The sequence below is a fragment of the Flammeovirga sp. SubArs3 genome (assembly GCF_947387565.1).
Taxonomy (GTDB): Bacteria; Bacteroidota; Bacteroidia; order Cytophagales; family Flammeovirgaceae; genus Flammeovirga; species Flammeovirga agarivorans.
The window spans coordinates 282489-299973 of record NZ_CANDOA010000007.1 but is presented as its reverse complement, the minus strand read 5'-3'; the positions used below and the strand labels follow the sequence as shown (position 1 = coordinate 299973).

Genomic DNA, 17485 nt, shown 5'->3' with positions numbered 1-17485 from the left:
TTGTCTCTTTTGATGTCTCTTAAAAATGTTCAATTCTATTAAAGAATCAACATTGCGTCGCCGTAGCTTAAGAAACGGTATTTTTCTTTGATTGCTTCTTCGTATGCTCTCATTACTAAATCATAACCACCAAATGCAGCTGCCATCATTAATAATGTTGATTTAGGCTTATGGAAACCTGTAACCATAGAAGATACAATTTTGAAATCGTATGGAGGGAAGATAAATTTATCTGTCCAACCTTCGTTCGCTTTCAATGTATTTGATGCCGAAACTGAAGTTTCTAAAGAACGTAATGCTGTAGTACCTACTGCACAAACATTTCTTTTTTCAGTCAACGCCTTATTAACAATCTCTACTGTCTGCTCACCTACTTTGTAGTGCTCAGAGTCCATTTTGTGTTTTGTTAAATCTTCAACGTCTACATCTCTAAATGCACCTAAACCTACATGTAAAGTAATAGGAGTGATATCTACAGATTTAATCTCTAAACGTTTTGCAACTTGTGGTGTAAAGTGTAAACCTGCTGATGGGGCAGCTACAGCACCTTTATTTTCTGCAAAAATTGTTTGGTAACGGTCACGATCGGCCGGTTCAGCTTCACGACCTAAGTCTCTTGGAATTGGAGTTTCTCCAAGTTCTTCAATTGTTTTGTAGAATTCTTCATCTTCACCGTCTACTAAGAAACGGATAGTTCTACCTCTTGAAGTTGTATTGTCAATGACTTCAGCCACTAAACTACCATCGCCAAAATACAATTTGTTACCTACACGAATTTTACGAGCAGGATCAACTAAAACATCCCATAAATGAGACTCTTTGTTTAGTTCACGAAGAAGAAATACCTCGATCTTAGCACCAGTTTTTTCCTTGTTACCATATAATCTTGCAGGGAAAACTTTAGTGTCATTCGTCACTAATACATCACCCTCCTCGAAGTACTCTACAATATCTTTGAACAATCTGTGCTCAATTTCTCCTGTAGAACGGTGTAATACCATTAAACGTGCTTCGTCGCGGCTTTCTGCCGGGTATTGTGCTATTAGATCTGAAGGTAGATCAAACTGAAATTGGGATAGCTTCATGGAGTGAAATTACTATTTTTAATCTATCTATTAATATCGATATATTATCGCTTAACTTTTCTACTATACACACAAAATGCGTACCTTGAAAATCAAGACGGTAAATTTAACAAATAAAGATCAGATAATTTCCAATAGATCAATAGATAAAGGATTTATTATCTAAAATCTTTCAATTTTTTTTGAAAATAATGCTTTTCTTCAAACTTTTTTTTGAGAGTTTCCGATTTGCAGTCAATGCACTGAAAGAAAATATATTACGAACAGTTCTTTCACTATTAGGAGTGACCATCGGTATCTTTGCGATTATAGCCATTTTTACCTTAGTAGATGCATTGAATAATGGTATCCAAAATAGTTTATCTGCTTTTGGAGATAAAGTAATGTATGTTGGAAAATGGCCTTTTGCTTTCAATGAACCCAATTACCCTTGGTGGAAATATTATAGAAGACCTAGCCCAGATGTAAAGGAATTTAAGTTTATCCAAGACAATGCAAAATGGGTAAAACACATAGCTATCTTTGAAGATAAAAGGGGAAATACTATTCAATATAAAAACAACTCTTTTGAAGATGGAAAGATAGTAGGATGCTCATATGAGTATAATAAGATCACTTCTATGCCTATTGATCGAGGCAGATACTTTACTAAAAGTGAAATGACTGCAGGTGTTCAAAATACTGTAATTGGATATGATGTAGCCAAACAACTATTCCCTAGAGGTGATGCTCTTGGAAAAACGATTAAATCAAAAGGACAAAAATTTAAGGTAATCGGTATCTTCGAGAAGCAAGGAGAAAGTTTACTTTCCACTCCAAGTAATGACGAAATTATCCTTATTCCTTATAATTCCTTAGTGAAAATGTATACCTCAAAAGGACGAAATATTTCTCCAGTGCTTATTGCAAAAGGATATAAACAAGATGAAGATATGGGAGAGATGCATGCAGAACTTAGAGGATTAATTAGAAGACATAGAGGACTTAGGCCAAAAGAAGAAGATAATTTCGCCCTAAATAAAACGGATGCAATTGCAGATTTTATTAATGGTATAACAGGTTCTTTAAAAATTGCTGGTGGAGTTATTGGTATGTTCTCCATCCTTGTTGGAGGGTTTAGTATCGCCAACATTATGTTTGTGTCTGTAAAAGAAAGAACATCACAAATTGGTATACAGAAGGCATTGGGTGCTAAAAATTACTTTATCTTATTACAGTTCTTATGTGAGTCGATGTTCCTTAGTTTCTTTGGAGGGGTCGGTGGACTTATTTTGGTCTCCTGTTTATCAATATTCTCAACAGAAACTTTTATTATCTCTCTAAATATTCAAAATTTGATCATAGGAATGGGTATCTCTGGGCTAGTCGGAATTATTTCGGGGTTAGCACCTGCCGTTTCAGCTGCCAGAATGGATCCTGTAGAAGCGATGAGAGCTTCATAGATAAATTAATTATTAGATAGATGATCACACCTTCTGAACGTATCAGTTCACAATTTCCTTTTGAACCTACACAAGGTCAAAAAGTATTATTTGATTTATTTGACCCATTTATTCTGGAGAAAAACAACAGAAGGAACACTTTTCTATTAAAAGGATATGCAGGTACAGGTAAAACATCTGTAATTACTGCTCTATCTAATATTCTACGTTATTATAGCTACAAAACATTACTTATGGCGCCAACAGGAAGAGCAGCCAAAGTGATGTCATCTTATGCAAAACGAAAAGCGTTTACGATTCATCGAATTATCTATAAGCAAACGGAAGATCCTGATACCGGAGCCATGTGTTTTGAGCGAACAAAGAATAATGCTCAAAACACTATCTACATTGTAGACGAAGCTTCTATGATTGATGATCAATCACATATGCAAGGGGAAGGATTATTGAGTTCTTTAATCCGATATGTTTTTCAAGACCCTAAGGCCAATAATAAATTATTACTAATTGGAGATACAGCACAGCTACCTCCTGTGAAACAAGATATTAGTCCGGCACTAGATGAAATTTATCTTCAGAATATCTTCAAACTGAATATTATTAGTCATGAATTGACAGAGGTTGTTCGCCAAGCCTCAGAGTCTGGTATTCTTTACAACGCAACTCTTCTTAGAAATACATTGGTTACTAATGAAGATATAAAGTTTGTGACTTCTCCTTTTAAAGACATTTTTAAAATGGGGTCAGATCGTTTGGAAGATGGTTTATTATATGGATATGATAAATATGGAATTGAGAATACGGTGATTGTTACCAGATCAAACCGAGCAGCAACACAATACAATCAATATATAAGAAGGCAAATTCATTATAGAGAAGATGAACTAGATGCTGGTGATTACCTAATGATTGTCCGCAATAATTACTTTTGGTTAGATGAGGATTCACCTGCTGGTTTTTTGGCTAATGGAGAGTTTATTGAAGTGACTAGAGTGGGTGGTATTGAAGAGAAATATGGTTTAAGATTTTGTGATATCCGTTTCAGGTTATTGGATTATGATGAGCATAATGTGGTAGAGGCAAAAATTATCTTAGATACCCTCCATTCTTTTACCCCTCAACTAAGCAATGAGGAAAATAGAAAATTGTACAATGCTGTTGTTGAAGAGTATGCCGATATTGAAAATCCGAGGTCTCGAATGAAAAGAATCCGAGAAGATGAATACTTAAATGCTCTACAGGTGAAATTTGCTTATGCACTTACTTGCCATAAGGCACAAGGCGGACAATGGGATGCAATTTTTGTTGATATTGGTTTCTTGAGAGATGATATGCTAGACTCCGATTTTGTTCGTTGGCAGTATACAGCATTAACCCGAGCAAAATCGGAGTTGTTCTTAATGAACTATCCAGAAAGGTTTTTTAAATAATTAATTTCTTGAAGGCTAATTATCAAACATTGCAACAACCCTAGCAGGCGCTGCCGATGCTCCAACAATTTTTAAAGGAAAAACGGCTACTTTAAACCCAGTGTACGGCAGGGATCCTAAATTCACCAATTGTTCCATATGACAATATTCCTTTTCTTGACCTACAAGATGGGCATTCCAGAATAAATCCTGGTTTTCAGTTTTCTTTGCTTGTTCAATAAGATAAGGTAAGGGTAAATCCCAGCCCCAAGAATCGATACCCATCACTTTAATTCCTTGATCAATAAGGTAGTGCGTTGCTTCAGCACTCATTCCTGTACCTACCTTATGAAAGTCTTCCGTTCCATTAAATTTATCTCTACCAGTTTTTATCAATACAATCATTCCTTTTTTTAGGGAAAGGTTATGATCTGATAAAAAATTGGTGATATCTTCTTTTGTAATAGGGTCAAAATCTTTTTTGTGTTCCATATCAATCACTAATCCTTCTCCGTAGCACCAATCCAAAGGTACTTCATCAATAGTTTTTGCTTTTTTTCCTGCAACTGTTGGGGAATAATGCCAAGGAGCATCTATATGTGTTGTAGAATGAACTCCCATCTTTTCAATGGTATCATCTGCCCAACCGATAAAGTTTTTCGGAAATAATTTAAAAGGTAGTCCTAAGAAACGAATCAACCATTTTGCTTTAGCGTGAGGTTTATGTTTAATCTTTACTCGCATAAACCAAGGGTCTTTCTTGTTGAATTGAATTGGTTTTGAAAGGTCTACAATTTTCATAGTTAAGTTTATCAGTAATTTAAAAGCGTTTTTGAATAAGAATATTTGCAGCAATAAAAAAGCCAACCCGAAACGGATTAGCTTTTTCATCATGTAACCAAGTATTTAATCGTCCTATTTCATCCTTCTACTTTAAGTAGACAGATAAAAAATCTATGTAAATCACTGACTTAAACTACGAAGAAAGGATATGACTCTTTCTCAATAATAGTGTCAGCTAATTCGCGTCTTAAAACATGTACGTTCTCTAAATCATACTTAGTGAAACGTTTTAATCCCATCAACATTACTCGTTGTTCATCTCCTGTAGCAATTCCACCAATTGCTTCGCGACCTGAAGTAGCAATCACTTCAGCTGCTTCTCTGATAAACACTTTTGCAATGTTAATTTGTTCTTTGCAAGCTTCTTCTCTTTTGTCCTCTACCATTTTTTCAGTACGAAGAATTGTAGATTCAGCAGCATAGATTTGAATTAACATATCAGCAATATTCATAAGTATTTCTTGCTGATCGTTAATTTTTGCTTCAAACACCTGAACAGCTCTACCTGCAACCATTAAAGCTGCTTTTTTGAGTCGTTTTAAAATGTCTTTTTCAACATTAAATAGGATTGAAGTATCAATTGTCTCAAACGATGGAACAGAAGTTAGTTCTTTTGCTACATCCATTGCTGGAGAAACAATATCTAACTCACCTTTCATCGCCCTTTTTATCATCATGCCTACAAGAAGCATGCGGTTGATTTCGTTTGTTCCTTCGTAAATTCTAGAAATACGAGCATCTCTGTAAGCTCTTTCCATTGGTGCTTCAGCAGAGAATCCCATACCACCATATACCTGAACACCTTCGTCTACTACGAAGTCTAATACTTCAGATCCGAATACTTTAAGAATAGCACATTCAATAGCAAATTGCTCCACACCTTTAAGTTTCGCTTTTGCTTCGTCCATTCCTCCGACAAGTAATTCTTCTGTATGGTCTTCAATATTTTGACCAGCTCTATAACACATCGACTCAATAACATAAGTCTTTGTAGTCATTTGAGCTAACTTTTGTTTGATTGCTCCAAAGTTTGCGATAGGTTGTTTGAACTGTTTACGCTCCTTCGAATATTTTACTGCATGATTAATCACTGCTCGGCAGCCTCCAAGAACACCAGCACCTAATTTAGCTCTACCGATATTCAAGATATTCACAGCGATTTTAAAACCGTTTCCTCTTTCCGAAAGCATGTTCTCTACAGGAACTTTGCAATCAGTAAAGAATACCTGACGAGTAGAAGATCCTTTGATACCCAATTTTTCTTCTTCTTCGTTCATAGTGATTCCACCAAACGAGTTTTCTACAATAAAAGCAGTGTGGTTTTTGTCATCACCAATTTTGGCAAATACAATAAAAAGGTCGGCAAACCCAGCGTTGGAAATCCACATCTTTTGGCCTGTAACCAAATAGTGAGTTCCATCTTCTGAAAGAACCGCTTTTGTTTTACCTGAATTGGCATCCGAACCTGCGTCCGGTTCTGTTAATGCGTAAGCGGCTGCCCACTCACCTGTTGCTAGTTTAGGAAGATATTTTTCCTTTTGTTCTGTAGTACCATAATACATAATTGGTAATGTACCAATACCCGTATGTGCACCATAAGTTGTTGAAAATGAACCTGCTTCTCCAAACACATCGGCAATCAACATAGAAGTGTTGAAACTCATACCCAAACCACCTAACTCTTCTGGTACAGAAATACCTAAAAGACCTAAATCTCCAGCTTTATGGAAAATTTTCTCTACTAATTCCCAGTCATGGCCATCGATTTTTTTAGCGTTTGGTGTAATCTCTGTGTCAATAAAATCTTTAGTGGCTTGTGCCATCATTACTTGCTCCTCCGAAAACCCTTCAGGAGTAAAAATTTCATTTGCTTCTGTTTCGCGAATTAAAAATTCTCCACCTTTGATTGCTTTCTTATTGGTTACAGTGTTCATAATAAATTGAAAATGTTTAGTGTTGTTATTGGATGTAATTCAAAGTGGAATGATCACATTAGACTTTCTATTTAAGTAGTAAGTGAATATGTGATCATCCCTTACATGATTTACAATTATGTGTATTGTTTATTGGATGATCGGTTCATCTAATCACTAAATACAAATCGTATTACAGAAGTGATTATTCATTTAAAATGTATGCAAGCATAACATTCTTTTTCAAATATATGTAAAAATATTATGCATGCATAACATAAAGTGAAAAAATGTTCTTTTCACGCTTATTTTTTTACTTCATCTTCATTTTTAAAGCAATTACAGTAGTATTATCACAATTTTTTATTAGAATCATTAAAATGTATTTAACAAGTATGACTTATCTCACTGATGACTAGCAAGGTGTTATGTATTTTTGCGGGGCTTGGTTCATACTATTAGCACGAATCAAACAAACTGAACACGGAATTATTATAAATCTCTGAAAAATTATGAGCGATTTTTTCTATCAAAAGCCTTTCCCAATAAAGAAAGACACAACGAAGTATAGATTACTTACAAAGGATTATGTATCAACTATCGAAGTAGACGGACGTAAATTTTTAAAAGTAGATCCAAAAGGATTGGAGTTACTTTCTAAAGAAGCGATGGCAGATGTTTCATTCTACCTTCGTACCGCCCACTTAGAAAAAGTTGCTAAAATCTTAGATGATCCTGAAGCATCAGACAACGATCGTTTCGTTGCTCGTACATTATTAGAAAATGCAGCAGTTGCAGCAGAAGGTCAACTGCCATCTTGCCAAGATACAGGTACTGCTATCGTAATGGCTAAAAAAGGTGAAGGTGTAATTACTGGTTCTAATGATGCTGAAGCTTTATCAAAAGGTATCTATGAAACATACCAATCAAGAAATTTAAGATACTCACAAGTGGTTCCATTAACCATGACTGAGGAAAAAAATACAGGTACGAACCTTCCTGCACAAATTGATATTTACTCTGAGCAAGGTAACTCGTATGAGTTCTTGTTCATGGCTAAAGGTGGTGGTTCTGCCAACAAAACATTCTTATACCAACAAACTAAGGCTTTACTAAACGAAGAGAGCTTAACAGCTTTCGTAAAAGAAAAGCTAAAGTCTATTGGTACTGCAGCATGTCCTCCATATCACTTGGCATTTGTAGTAGGTGGTACTTCTGCTGAAGCAAATATGGCTACTGTAAAGAAAGCATCAGCAGGTTACTATGACCATTTACCAACAGAAGGTAATATGGGAGGTCAAGCTTTCCGTGATGTTGAATGGGAAGAAAAAATCCAAAAGATCTGTCAGGAAAGTTTAATTGGTGCACAATTCGGTGGTAAATACTTCACACATGATGTAAAAGTAGTTCGTTTACCTCGTCACGCCGCTTCTTGTCCTGTTGGTATTGGTGTTTCTTGTTCAGCTGACCGTAACATCAAAGCAAAAATCAATGAGGATGGTATTTGGTTAGAAGAATTAGAAAGAAACCCTCGTCGTTTAATTCCTACAGAAGAATCACAAATGGATAATCCTGTAGAAATCGACTTGAACCGTCCAATGGAAGAAGTATTAGCAGAGTTAACGAAGTATCCTATCAAAACTCGTTTGAATTTGAAAGGTACATTGATTGTTGCTCGTGATATTGCTCATGCTCGTATCAAGCAGATGTTAGATAACGGTGAGGAAATGCCTGAGTACTTCAAAAATCACCCAATTTACTATGCAGGCCCTGCGAAGACTCCAGAAGGAATGCCTTCAGGATCATTCGGACCAACTACTGCAGGTAGAATGGACCCTTACGTTGGACCTTTCCAAGCTAAACGCGGTTCTATGATTATGTTAGCTAAAGGTAACCGTTCGCAACAAGTTACAGATGCTTGTAACGAACATGGTGGATTCTACTTAGGATCTATCGGTGGTCCTGCTGCAATTCTTGCGAAAGAAAATATCAAATCGGTTGAATTGGTTGATTTCGAAGATTTAGGAATGGAAGCAGTTCGTAAGATTGAAATCGAAAACTTCCCTGCATTCATCATTGTTGATGATAAAGGAAATGATTTCTTTGCGGAACTTTAATTTAATGTAGATAAGAACAGCCATGCTGTTTATCTCAATAGATTTCAATATAATCCCTCATGACTTAAGTTGTGAGGGATTTTTTTGATCAAAATTTTTCGTTCTATTTAAGAAACATCCTCTAAATTTATTGTAATCAATAAATTATATCATGCTGAATATAAATATTAACTCTATTACAAACTTCCTTGAGGGACTAAGTGATCAAATGGAAGCATCTATAAGTAACAATACTTTATTTTTTCCTTCTAATTATGGTCGAGGATTTATAAAGCAAGTAGAGTTAAACAATGGTTTAATTTTTCAGGAAGAGAAGTTTGTGATTTATGAAGATATGTTCCTTACAAGAAGTATCGATAAGCAAGAGAATTATTTATCACTTTACTTTTTGATACACTCACCTTTATTAACCTATAATCCCCAAAGTAAAGATTGGGCTCAGCAGAAACTTCTGTTCTTTGATGAAGATTATCGATTCAATCAATATTACCCAGCATACCTTAATATACATCAGTATCATTTATTTATTCATAAAAATAAATTGAATGAAATCTGTGAAAGATATCAGTTTCCAAAAGGATTATATGAACATTACTTGAGTGATCAGAGATGGTTATTTCAGGCTTCACATTCTTTAGAAATAAGAAACTTGATAAAGCAGTTCGTAGAACTTGATATTGAAACACCTTTAGATAAAAGTCTATTTCATCAAAACTTGGAGACTTTAATTCTTTGGTCTTTAAAAAGAATCAGCGAAAATAAAGAAGGGAGAGTCAATAAGATTTACCAACAAGATCTTCAAGTAGTTTTAGAGGTCGGTAATTTGTTACTACAAGACCATGAGAATGAAATGACGATTCAAGAAATAACCCAAAAGTATGCTATTGGTGAGCGCAAACTTCAACGATTATTTAAATCCCATTTTGGAGAGTCTATGAACTCCTATAGAAAAAGAATGAAGTTGGAACAAGGGAAACAAATGTTAGAGCAAGGTCTTTTTACAATCACTGAAGTCTCTTACCAATTAGGTTATAGTTCTCCTAGCCATTTTTCTAAAATTTTTAAAGATCACTTTGGGGAAAGTCCTAATAGTATCAATTGATTTGACGTTTTTGCTATATATTAAGACGGAATAGTATAATGCGTTAAGCAGCTTTCATATTTAGTTTTGTGTTGTGATTAGAAACAAAGGTCTTCAATAACAATAAAAAACAATAATTATGAAGAAAGTGATTTATTATTTAACTGTAGTGTTATTCTCAAGCGTACTATTATTTAATGATGTCGTTTATGCTAATGATAAATATGAAGTTGAGATAGAAAGAAACATAAAATATGGAGAAGGTTTAATTCTTAAAGATGGTCAACCTACTTCTGTTGATCTATTGATGAATATTTATAAGCCTATCACTTCAGATCATAAGCAACGCCCAGCAGTATTTTTTACTTATGGGGGAGCATTTCAAAGAGGAACACCTCATGAACGTTATGAAATTGATGGACAACAAGATACTTCTCCGGAAGAATATTGTAAGCGATTAGCACAAGAAGGATATGTATGCTTTGCTATCAATTATAGAGTTACGCCAGATTTACCAATTCCTCACCTTAAAGGTATTAACGAGAATACTCTTTTAAATAGAGATGGTATTAAATTAATGATGGATAGAGCATCGCAAGTAAGAGCAGATATGAACTTACCTCCATTAGATCCAAACAATCCATCACATATAAAAATACAATCCGATGCTGTATTAGCAGCTGCCGAAGATTTGCAAAGTGCGGTTCAATATGTAAAACAAAATGCGGAGGAATTATTTGTAGATAAGAACAAGATTATTATTGGAGGTTTTTCTGCAGGGGCGGTTACTTCATGGAATGTAGCTTATGGATTAAAAGAGCCAGTTGCTGCAGTATTTTTATTATCAGGTGCACCGATTGTTTTTGAGCTTGACAATATAAAGGCAGGAGAAAATTATCCTCCAATTCTTCAATTTTTAGCACAGACAGACCTTACAGGGGCAAGAATTGCCAATCCATTAATGATAGAACATTATCAGAAAACAGGTGTGGAATATGAGTTTGCTTGGGTACCCGGTTTTGGGCACTTTTACCCGGCAGGGGCCACGTCTATGTCTGGTGATGCTCGACGAATTCCTGTGGAAACGAGGTTACTCAATTTTATAAAAAGAGTAGTAGAACCAACAATATAGATCACTAAAAAAGGGGGGAGAATACTACCCCCAACATTTACTACTTAATCGATTTATTATGATTCATCGCGTTTCTCTTTTTATGCTTTTTCTTGTACTACATATAGTATCAGCATATGGACAGGAAGATCATCTTCAATCAAAGACAAGGCTTACATCTATAAGTCTGCATAAAGAATATTATAATTTCAATTCTACTCATCAGGCAACTTACTTTATTTTAAAAGGAGGGATAACTTTCAAAGACAACAGCCATTTATTGGTGGAACTAATAGGCACCCAATACACAGAAGAAGGTAGAAAAATCTATTCTCCAGGTGATATGAATATCTCTTACACAAGAAAAATCCTTCCCGCGAGTAATGGTGATTTTTTAGGTATGAATGCATGTTTGAAAATGCACTTTCCTACAGGAAACTCAGATTTATCTGGATTATTTGGTCATTATACTGTAGAACCTATGATTACTTATGGGTGGAAATTAATTGGTAATAATCTTACTTTATCTAATCAATGGAGAGCCTATATTCCTACAATTCAAGCTATAGAAAATACGGTAGCTCCTGCATTTGTTCGTTTTGAACCTGCATTGAAATATCAATACGATGATAAATGGATCAATGTAGCATTAGACAATCGATGGGTGTGGAATTTTGATGATGTTGTGATTTACTACAAAGTGGAAGGTGGAATTGATTTAGGAAACAATTACCAACTCTCAGGATTTTATGAGAAAAAAATTAGAGGAGAAGCATTATTTGATATTTATACAGGTATCAATATCAGGTTTAAATTTTAACTCTAGATTTTCATTTTTGCGTTATAATAAACTTGATGTCAAATCCACCACTTTTGCCTTGAAAGCCTCCCAATATTCAGTAAGGAAAATGTAAGTGACTACACCTACAACAACTCCAATAATGTACTTGTTAATTTTATTCATGAATAAGTGAAATTAGATTGATGAGACTTTGAATATTTTTAAGAATTAATGACGGAGTAAAGATCTAAAATGATACGGAAATAAAACTTCCGCAACTTCTAAATATTTAAAAAAGCCTTGACAATTAATTAACTGTCAAGGCTTTTTTTACAAGAAATTCAGTTTTGAAAGGAAATTACTTTTGTAGCTATTACCAATCGGAATTTCTTTTTGAGGCATCACAATTTGCATATCCTCTATTGTATTTACTTTTTCCAGATTAACGATATAAGAGCGATGAACTCGAATAAAATTATCAGGAAACTTTTTTTCTAATGCTTTCATAGTAGAGTGGATCACATACTTTCGATCCTTTGTATTGATTAACATGTAATCTGAAAGAGCTTCAACAAAAAAGATATCGCCTAAAGATAGCTTTACAATTTTGTTATCTGCTTTTACAAATAATGTATCATCACTACTTTTATCTACTAAACTTTGATCACTATTTTCGATAGACTGTTTGGCCTTTTCTACCGCTTTTAGAAAACGAGGGTAGGTAATTGGCTTGATCAAATAGTCTGTCAAATTGTATTCATAAGCTTCTGCTCCAAAATCACGTCGACCTGTAATTAGAATTACCTGAGGTAGTTTTTCTAAAGATTGTACCAGCTCGATTCCTGTCATTTGAGGCATCTCAATATCTAAAAATAATAAATCGACGGCAGTGTTTTTGAGAACTTCATATGCAGATACAGCATTGTCAAACTCACCGGCAAGTTCTAACCCTTCGGTACGTTTTACAAAGTCTCGTACAACCATACGAGATACCTCTTCATCGTCTACAATAACACATTTTAAATCGACCATATTAAAGATCTAAGGTTTTTAACTTTTGAATGTATTTTCCTAATATATCAAATTCTAAGTTTACTTTTGTCCCTTTTTGAATTTTATGGAAGTTTGTGTGTTCAAAAGTATAAGGAATAATAGCTACGCTAAATTGTCCTTTTGCATCATCTACAACAGTAAGGCTTGCTCCATTAACACAAACAGAACCTTTCTCTACCGTAAAGTTTTTCGTTGAAGGATCGTATTGGAAAGTAAATCTCCAGCTTCCTTGCTCATCTTGTACATTTACACACTCACCAATTTGGTCCACATGTCCTTGTACAATATGTCCATCAAATCTACCATGAGATGGCATGCTACGTTCTAAATTAACGACATCTCCTTCTTTCCAATCTCCTAAATTTGTCTTTTGTAAAGTTTCATGGATGGCAACCACTTGGTGTTGATCACCTTCAATATGAGTGACAGTAAGACAAACACCGTTGTGTGCTAAACTTTGATCTATTTTTAGTTCTTTGGATATTGAGGATTCAACAGTAAAAATCGTATTTTCTTGGTCTTTCTCTATTTTGATGATAGTTCCCAAGTCTTCTATTATACCTGTAAACATTTTAATTATTAAGGGTTTGATGATTATTGGGAGACAATTTAGTCAAATTTTATCAGAGATATTTTACTTTTGAAGTATTCCATTCCTTTTCTAATTTTCTTTTTTCATTTCTTTCAAAATTACCTTTCATGTCGAGTTGTCAAATAGGATAATTTTACGAAATGATTGCTGACTTTTTAGAGGTGTGATGGACATAATATTCTATTCACATTTAATTGAAGGGGAACTACAAATTAGTTCTTATCTTACCCTCAATACGCTTTATTAAACCAATTATATTATCTCATCAATTAAAACATGACGGTTACAAACAGTGAACAGAGATATGAAATTGTAAAAGGACTCATAGACCAAGGAGAATGGGATGCACTAAGTGGTGTTTTAGAAAAACTACCTACCATTGAAATTGTAGAGATCCTTGAAAAAGTAGATGAAGACCATATGGTTACTGTCTTCTCTTTATTTTCTAAAAAGGAAAAAGCACAAATCTTTGGAGAGCTTTCTCATGACCTTCAATATTTTATATTTAATACTCTAGATAAAAGATCTTTTTCAAAAGTTTTTGAAGACATGCGTTCTGATGAACGAGCGGATTTTTATCAGAGGCTGGAAGTCGATGAGCAGTCGGCCTTATTGCCCTATATCAACAAAAAGGTAAGAAGTAATGTAATAGAACTTAGCGGATACGAAGCAGATTCTGCTGGGGGTATCATGACGACAGACTTTGCTACAGTTCGAAACTGGATGACTGTAAGAGAGGCTGTAGATAAAATTAAGGTCGACTCACCAGGTAAGAAAATGATCTATTATGCTTATGTAGTAGACAACGAAAAAGTATTGCTGGGTTTTGTGACTCTAAAAGACCTGATCATAGCCGATTTACAAGATAAAATTGAAGATCTTATTCATGTTGATTTTGTCGCAGCTGATGTTCATGAGGATAGAGAGAATGTAGCTAAAATGATTGAAAAATATAATCTATTAGCACTTCCTATTATCAATTCAGACCGTAAACTAGTTGGTATTGTTCGACATGATGATGCAATGGATGTTATCGTTGCCGAGCAAACTGAGGATATGGAACGTCTGATGGGTATTCAACCTAATGCAGAAGAAGATGAGGATGAAAGTTATCTAGATTTACCTGTCGTCAAGCATTTTAAAAAAAGGGTCATTTGGTTGGTTTCATTGGCCATTATGGGAATGATTTCTGGACTGATCCTTCATCACTTTGAAGAAGCATTGGATAAGATGGTGATATTAGCTTTATATATGCCTATGCTTGCTGATACTGGAGGTAACGCGGGTAGTCAGGCGGCAACAGTGGTTATTCGGGCATTATCTTTAGGAGAAGTCACCACTAAAGATTGGGCAAAAATTACTTTTAAAGAAGTAAGGATATCGATGTTATTATCCATTTGTCTTTCTGCAATAGCTTATATCAAGGTTTCTTTATTATCATTCGATACGGTTTTACCTGATGGTCTATCACTCGCTTATGTAGCTTTTATTATCTGTCTTGCTTTAGCAATACAAGTAGTTACTTCTTCGTTGATAGGAGCTGGGTTACCGCTTATTGTTCGAAAATTTGGAGGAGACCCCGCTGTCGTTGCAAGTCCGGCGATCACCACTATTGTAGATGTTACAGGTCTTTTAATTTACTTCAGTCTTGCCACAACATTTTTGTTACATTGATATTATTTAAAAATAGCATTACCCTCTCAATGGTAATGCTATTTTTAATTATACAGAACAATATTTTTCCATTCGATCAAAAAACTGTCCCATATGATATCCATCAACTAAAGAGTGATGAGCTTGTACACATATAGGAAGCATATTTTTTCCTTCTTGTTGAAAGATTTTTCCAAAAGTAACTTTCGGAATGCCAAATTCTGCATCGCTATCCTTCAAAGGGTTACTCATATTTGTAAATGCAACCCATGGTATTGTTGTACAATGAATAATGGGATAATCGTTTTCTTTTAACTCAAAAGCATTCCCTTTTTTAATAGCATCAATAGCTTTTTTTGCATTGGCGGTAAAACGATCAAAATCAGGATACCAATCAAGGTAGCAGAATGTAAAGGTTTTATCTTCTTTTAATATTGTAGTCCCACCATATACTTCATCAAAATAATATACTTTATCGTTGATGATTCTATATCTAAATTCTTCTATTTCATTCATCACTTTAAGCATATAAAAGTGATATAAATGATGTAGCGATGCATTGTTTTGTTTCTTTTGATGGATCAGCCCATCGATACAAACATTCGCTGTCAATGAAAAATTAGGGTTCAAATAATCTTTAAAGAAAAGGTATTGTTCTTTTCTTTTCCATTGATCTATATTTTGTTCTTTCATTTACTCTCCGAAAATCAGTTTATCCTCTTTTGCATAATAAGAAGAAGTACATGCAAAATTTGATTTATTATTAGTAATGATTAACATTTTTTGAGCAAAATTAGTACTTCATCGATCATCCTTCTATTTTCGTAGCGAATTACTATTACCTAAATTTTTTCAGATGATGTACTACCTAATGCTCGAAGTTTTTATTTTCGGGTATATACTGATTGTGTTAGAACATAACGTTCATATCAACAAAGCAGCGACCGCTTTAATAATGGGTGCCGGGTTGTGGGCACTGTATGCAATTGGTGCTGACGAAATATTAGCCCTTGGACATAGCGAGTCATGGAAACATTGGTTAGAAGCAGGCCATGCAAAAGGACATGAATCCATTATCAACTTTATTGTTCATCATGAATTGACAGAACATTTGTCGGAGATGGCTTCCATCGTTTTCTTCTTGATGGGAGCAATGACAATTGTTGAAGTAATTGATGAATACCAAGGTTTTCGAATTATTACCAACAGAATCCGAGTAACAAATAAACCAAAATTGTTGGCCATTATCTCCTTAATGACATTTTTCTTATCCGCAGCGTTGGATAACTTAACCACAACAATTGTCATCGTAGCCGTTCTGAATAAACTAGTTAAAGACAAAGAAACTAGATGGTTTTTTGCCAGTATGGTAGTGATATCAGCCAATGCGGGTGGTGCTTGGTCACCAATTGGTGATGTTACGACGATTATGCTTTGGATTGGTGGGCAAATCACAGCCTTAAAAATTATGGAAGAAATATTTATGCCTTCCTTAGTAGCGATGTTGGTTCCATTGGGAGTTTTAATGTTAAAGCTTAAAGGAGAAATAGATCCTCCAGATATGTCGGATGATGAGACAAAAGCTTTTATTCCTTTAAAAGATAGAATTATTGTTTTAACAGCAGGTCTTTGTGCTTTAATGGCCGTACCGGTGATTAAATCATATACACATTTGCCTCCATTTATAGGGATGCTATTAGGTTTGGGAGTGATGTGGTTTATGACAGATTTTAAGTTACACTCTAAAACAGCAGAAGATAAACGTCTATTGAATGTTGGTAGAATCTTAAAAAAGATTGATATGCCAACGGTACTATTTTTAATGGGTATTCTATTAGCTGTAGGAGCATTAAGTTCTGCAGGTCATTTAAATGTAATGGCTGGTTTTATGCAAGAACATTTTACTGATATTTATTTCCAGAATACATTAATTGGTGTGCTATCGGCAATCGTAGATAACGTTCCAATTGTTGCAGCATTTATGGGAATGTATCCAATTGCTGAAGCTGGATCAACTGGCGAATTAGCCAATTTTGTAGTTGATGGTAAGTTTTGGGAAATGTTAGCTTATGCATCAGGAACAGGAGGATCGATTTTAATCATTGGTTCTGCCGCAGGTGTTGCAGCTATGGGAATGGAACGTATCAGTTTTACTTGGTATTTCAAAAATATCGCTTGGGTAGCCACATTAGGTTATTTAGGTGGTATTGCATTATTCTATTTAGAAATGCTGTTCATGTAATAAACATGATTGGTGTTTTTTTGTGAATAACTTATATGTATATTTTTGTGCTTTATGCACAGAAAACAAAAGTTATCAACAAACAATGTTGGTAACTTTTGTTTTCTTGATATTTCCCGAATTTTACCCTTATTCCTAAAAATTATTGATTTATTTACTTAAT

General features: G+C 34.6%; 15 protein-coding genes. 8 read left to right on the top strand and 7 right to left on the bottom strand.

The genetic code is table 11. The annotated features are described in order from the left end of the window. Positions 1-38: 38 nt before the first annotated feature. Positions 39-1085 carry a tRNA preQ1(34) S-adenosylmethionine ribosyltransferase-isomerase QueA gene (gene queA, locus QL232_RS20020; RefSeq protein ID WP_168883649.1) on the bottom strand — a complete coding sequence of 349 codons (1047 nt, stop codon included), beginning with the start codon at positions 1083-1085 and terminating at the stop codon, positions 39-41. A gap of 191 nt (positions 1086-1276) precedes the next feature. On the opposite strand from queA, the gene QL232_RS20015 reads away from it, so the two are divergent. Both QL232_RS20015 and QL232_RS20010 read left to right on the top strand, forming a co-directional pair. Continuing rightward, a complete protein-coding gene (locus QL232_RS20015) occupies positions 1277-2527 on the top strand; it encodes an ABC transporter permease (RefSeq protein ID WP_281615525.1) in 1251 nt (416 codons plus the stop codon). A 20-nt stretch (positions 2528-2547) separates the two neighbouring features. Continuing rightward, positions 2548-3957, top strand: a complete 1410-nt coding sequence (locus QL232_RS20010; RefSeq protein ID WP_281615524.1) for an AAA family ATPase — start codon at positions 2548-2550, stop codon at positions 3955-3957. 15 nt (positions 3958-3972) lie between these two features. Here the strand turns inward: QL232_RS20010 and QL232_RS20005 are convergent, their stop codons facing one another. Both QL232_RS20005 and QL232_RS20000 read right to left on the bottom strand, forming a co-directional pair. Then, complete coding sequence (locus QL232_RS20005) at positions 3973-4737, bottom strand: cyclase family protein (RefSeq protein WP_281615523.1); 765 nt, start codon at positions 4735-4737, stop codon at positions 3973-3975. A 170-nt stretch (positions 4738-4907) separates the two neighbouring features. Continuing rightward, complete coding sequence (locus QL232_RS20000; protein WP_281615522.1) at positions 4908-6713, bottom strand: acyl-CoA dehydrogenase family protein; 1806 nt, start codon at positions 6711-6713, stop codon at positions 4908-4910. A gap of 491 nt (positions 6714-7204) precedes the next feature. Between QL232_RS20000 and QL232_RS19995 the strand changes: the two genes are divergently transcribed. The 4 genes from QL232_RS19995 (at position 7205) to QL232_RS19980 (ending at position 11821) form a co-directional block, all read left to right on the top strand. After that, a complete protein-coding gene (locus QL232_RS19995; protein ID WP_168883654.1) occupies positions 7205-8809 on the top strand; it encodes a fumarate hydratase in 1605 nt (534 codons plus the stop codon). Between the two features lie 151 nt (positions 8810-8960). Next, on the top strand, positions 8961-9911 hold the full coding sequence (locus QL232_RS19990) for a response regulator transcription factor (protein WP_281615521.1): 951 nt from the start codon (positions 8961-8963) through the stop codon (positions 9909-9911). Positions 9912-10029: 118 nt separating this feature from the next. Beyond that, positions 10030-11022, top strand: coding sequence for an alpha/beta hydrolase (locus tag QL232_RS19985; RefSeq protein WP_281615520.1), 993 nt, complete (start codon positions 10030-10032; stop codon positions 11020-11022). A gap of 58 nt (positions 11023-11080) precedes the next feature. Then, entirely contained in the window at positions 11081-11821 is a 741-nt protein-coding gene (locus tag QL232_RS19980; protein WP_281615519.1) for a hypothetical protein, read from the top strand. A gap of 21 nt (positions 11822-11842) precedes the next feature. Here QL232_RS19980 and QL232_RS19975 read toward each other — a convergent pair whose 3' ends face one another. The 3 genes from QL232_RS19975 to QL232_RS19965 all read right to left on the bottom strand — a co-directional run bounded on the left by QL232_RS19975 (position 11843) and on the right by QL232_RS19965 (position 13406). After that, complete coding sequence (locus QL232_RS19975; RefSeq protein WP_281615518.1) at positions 11843-11965, bottom strand: hypothetical protein; 123 nt, start codon at positions 11963-11965, stop codon at positions 11843-11845. Between the two features lie 147 nt (positions 11966-12112). Beyond that, positions 12113-12814: a LytTR family DNA-binding domain-containing protein gene (locus QL232_RS19970; RefSeq protein ID WP_168883658.1), complete on the bottom strand. Its 702-nt coding sequence runs from the start codon at positions 12812-12814 to the stop codon at positions 12113-12115. A 1-nt stretch (position 12815) separates the two neighbouring features. After that, a complete protein-coding gene (locus QL232_RS19965) occupies positions 12816-13406 on the bottom strand; it encodes a riboflavin synthase (RefSeq protein ID WP_168883659.1) in 591 nt (196 codons plus the stop codon). 297 nt (positions 13407-13703) lie between these two features. Between QL232_RS19965 and mgtE the strand changes: the two genes are divergently transcribed. Then, positions 13704-15101, top strand: a complete 1398-nt coding sequence (mgtE, locus tag QL232_RS19960) for a magnesium transporter (protein WP_168883660.1) — start codon at positions 13704-13706, stop codon at positions 15099-15101. A gap of 48 nt (positions 15102-15149) precedes the next feature. Here the strand turns inward: mgtE and QL232_RS19955 are convergent, their stop codons facing one another. After that, a complete protein-coding gene (locus QL232_RS19955; RefSeq protein WP_281615517.1) occupies positions 15150-15773 on the bottom strand; it encodes a CatA-like O-acetyltransferase in 624 nt (207 codons plus the stop codon). A gap of 214 nt (positions 15774-15987) precedes the next feature. On the opposite strand from QL232_RS19955, the gene nhaD reads away from it, so the two are divergent. Beyond that, positions 15988-17322 (top strand): sodium:proton antiporter NhaD, encoded by a 1335-nt coding sequence (gene nhaD, locus QL232_RS19950; RefSeq protein WP_281615516.1) that lies wholly within the window; start codon positions 15988-15990, stop codon positions 17320-17322. Positions 17323-17485: the final 163 nt, after the last annotated feature.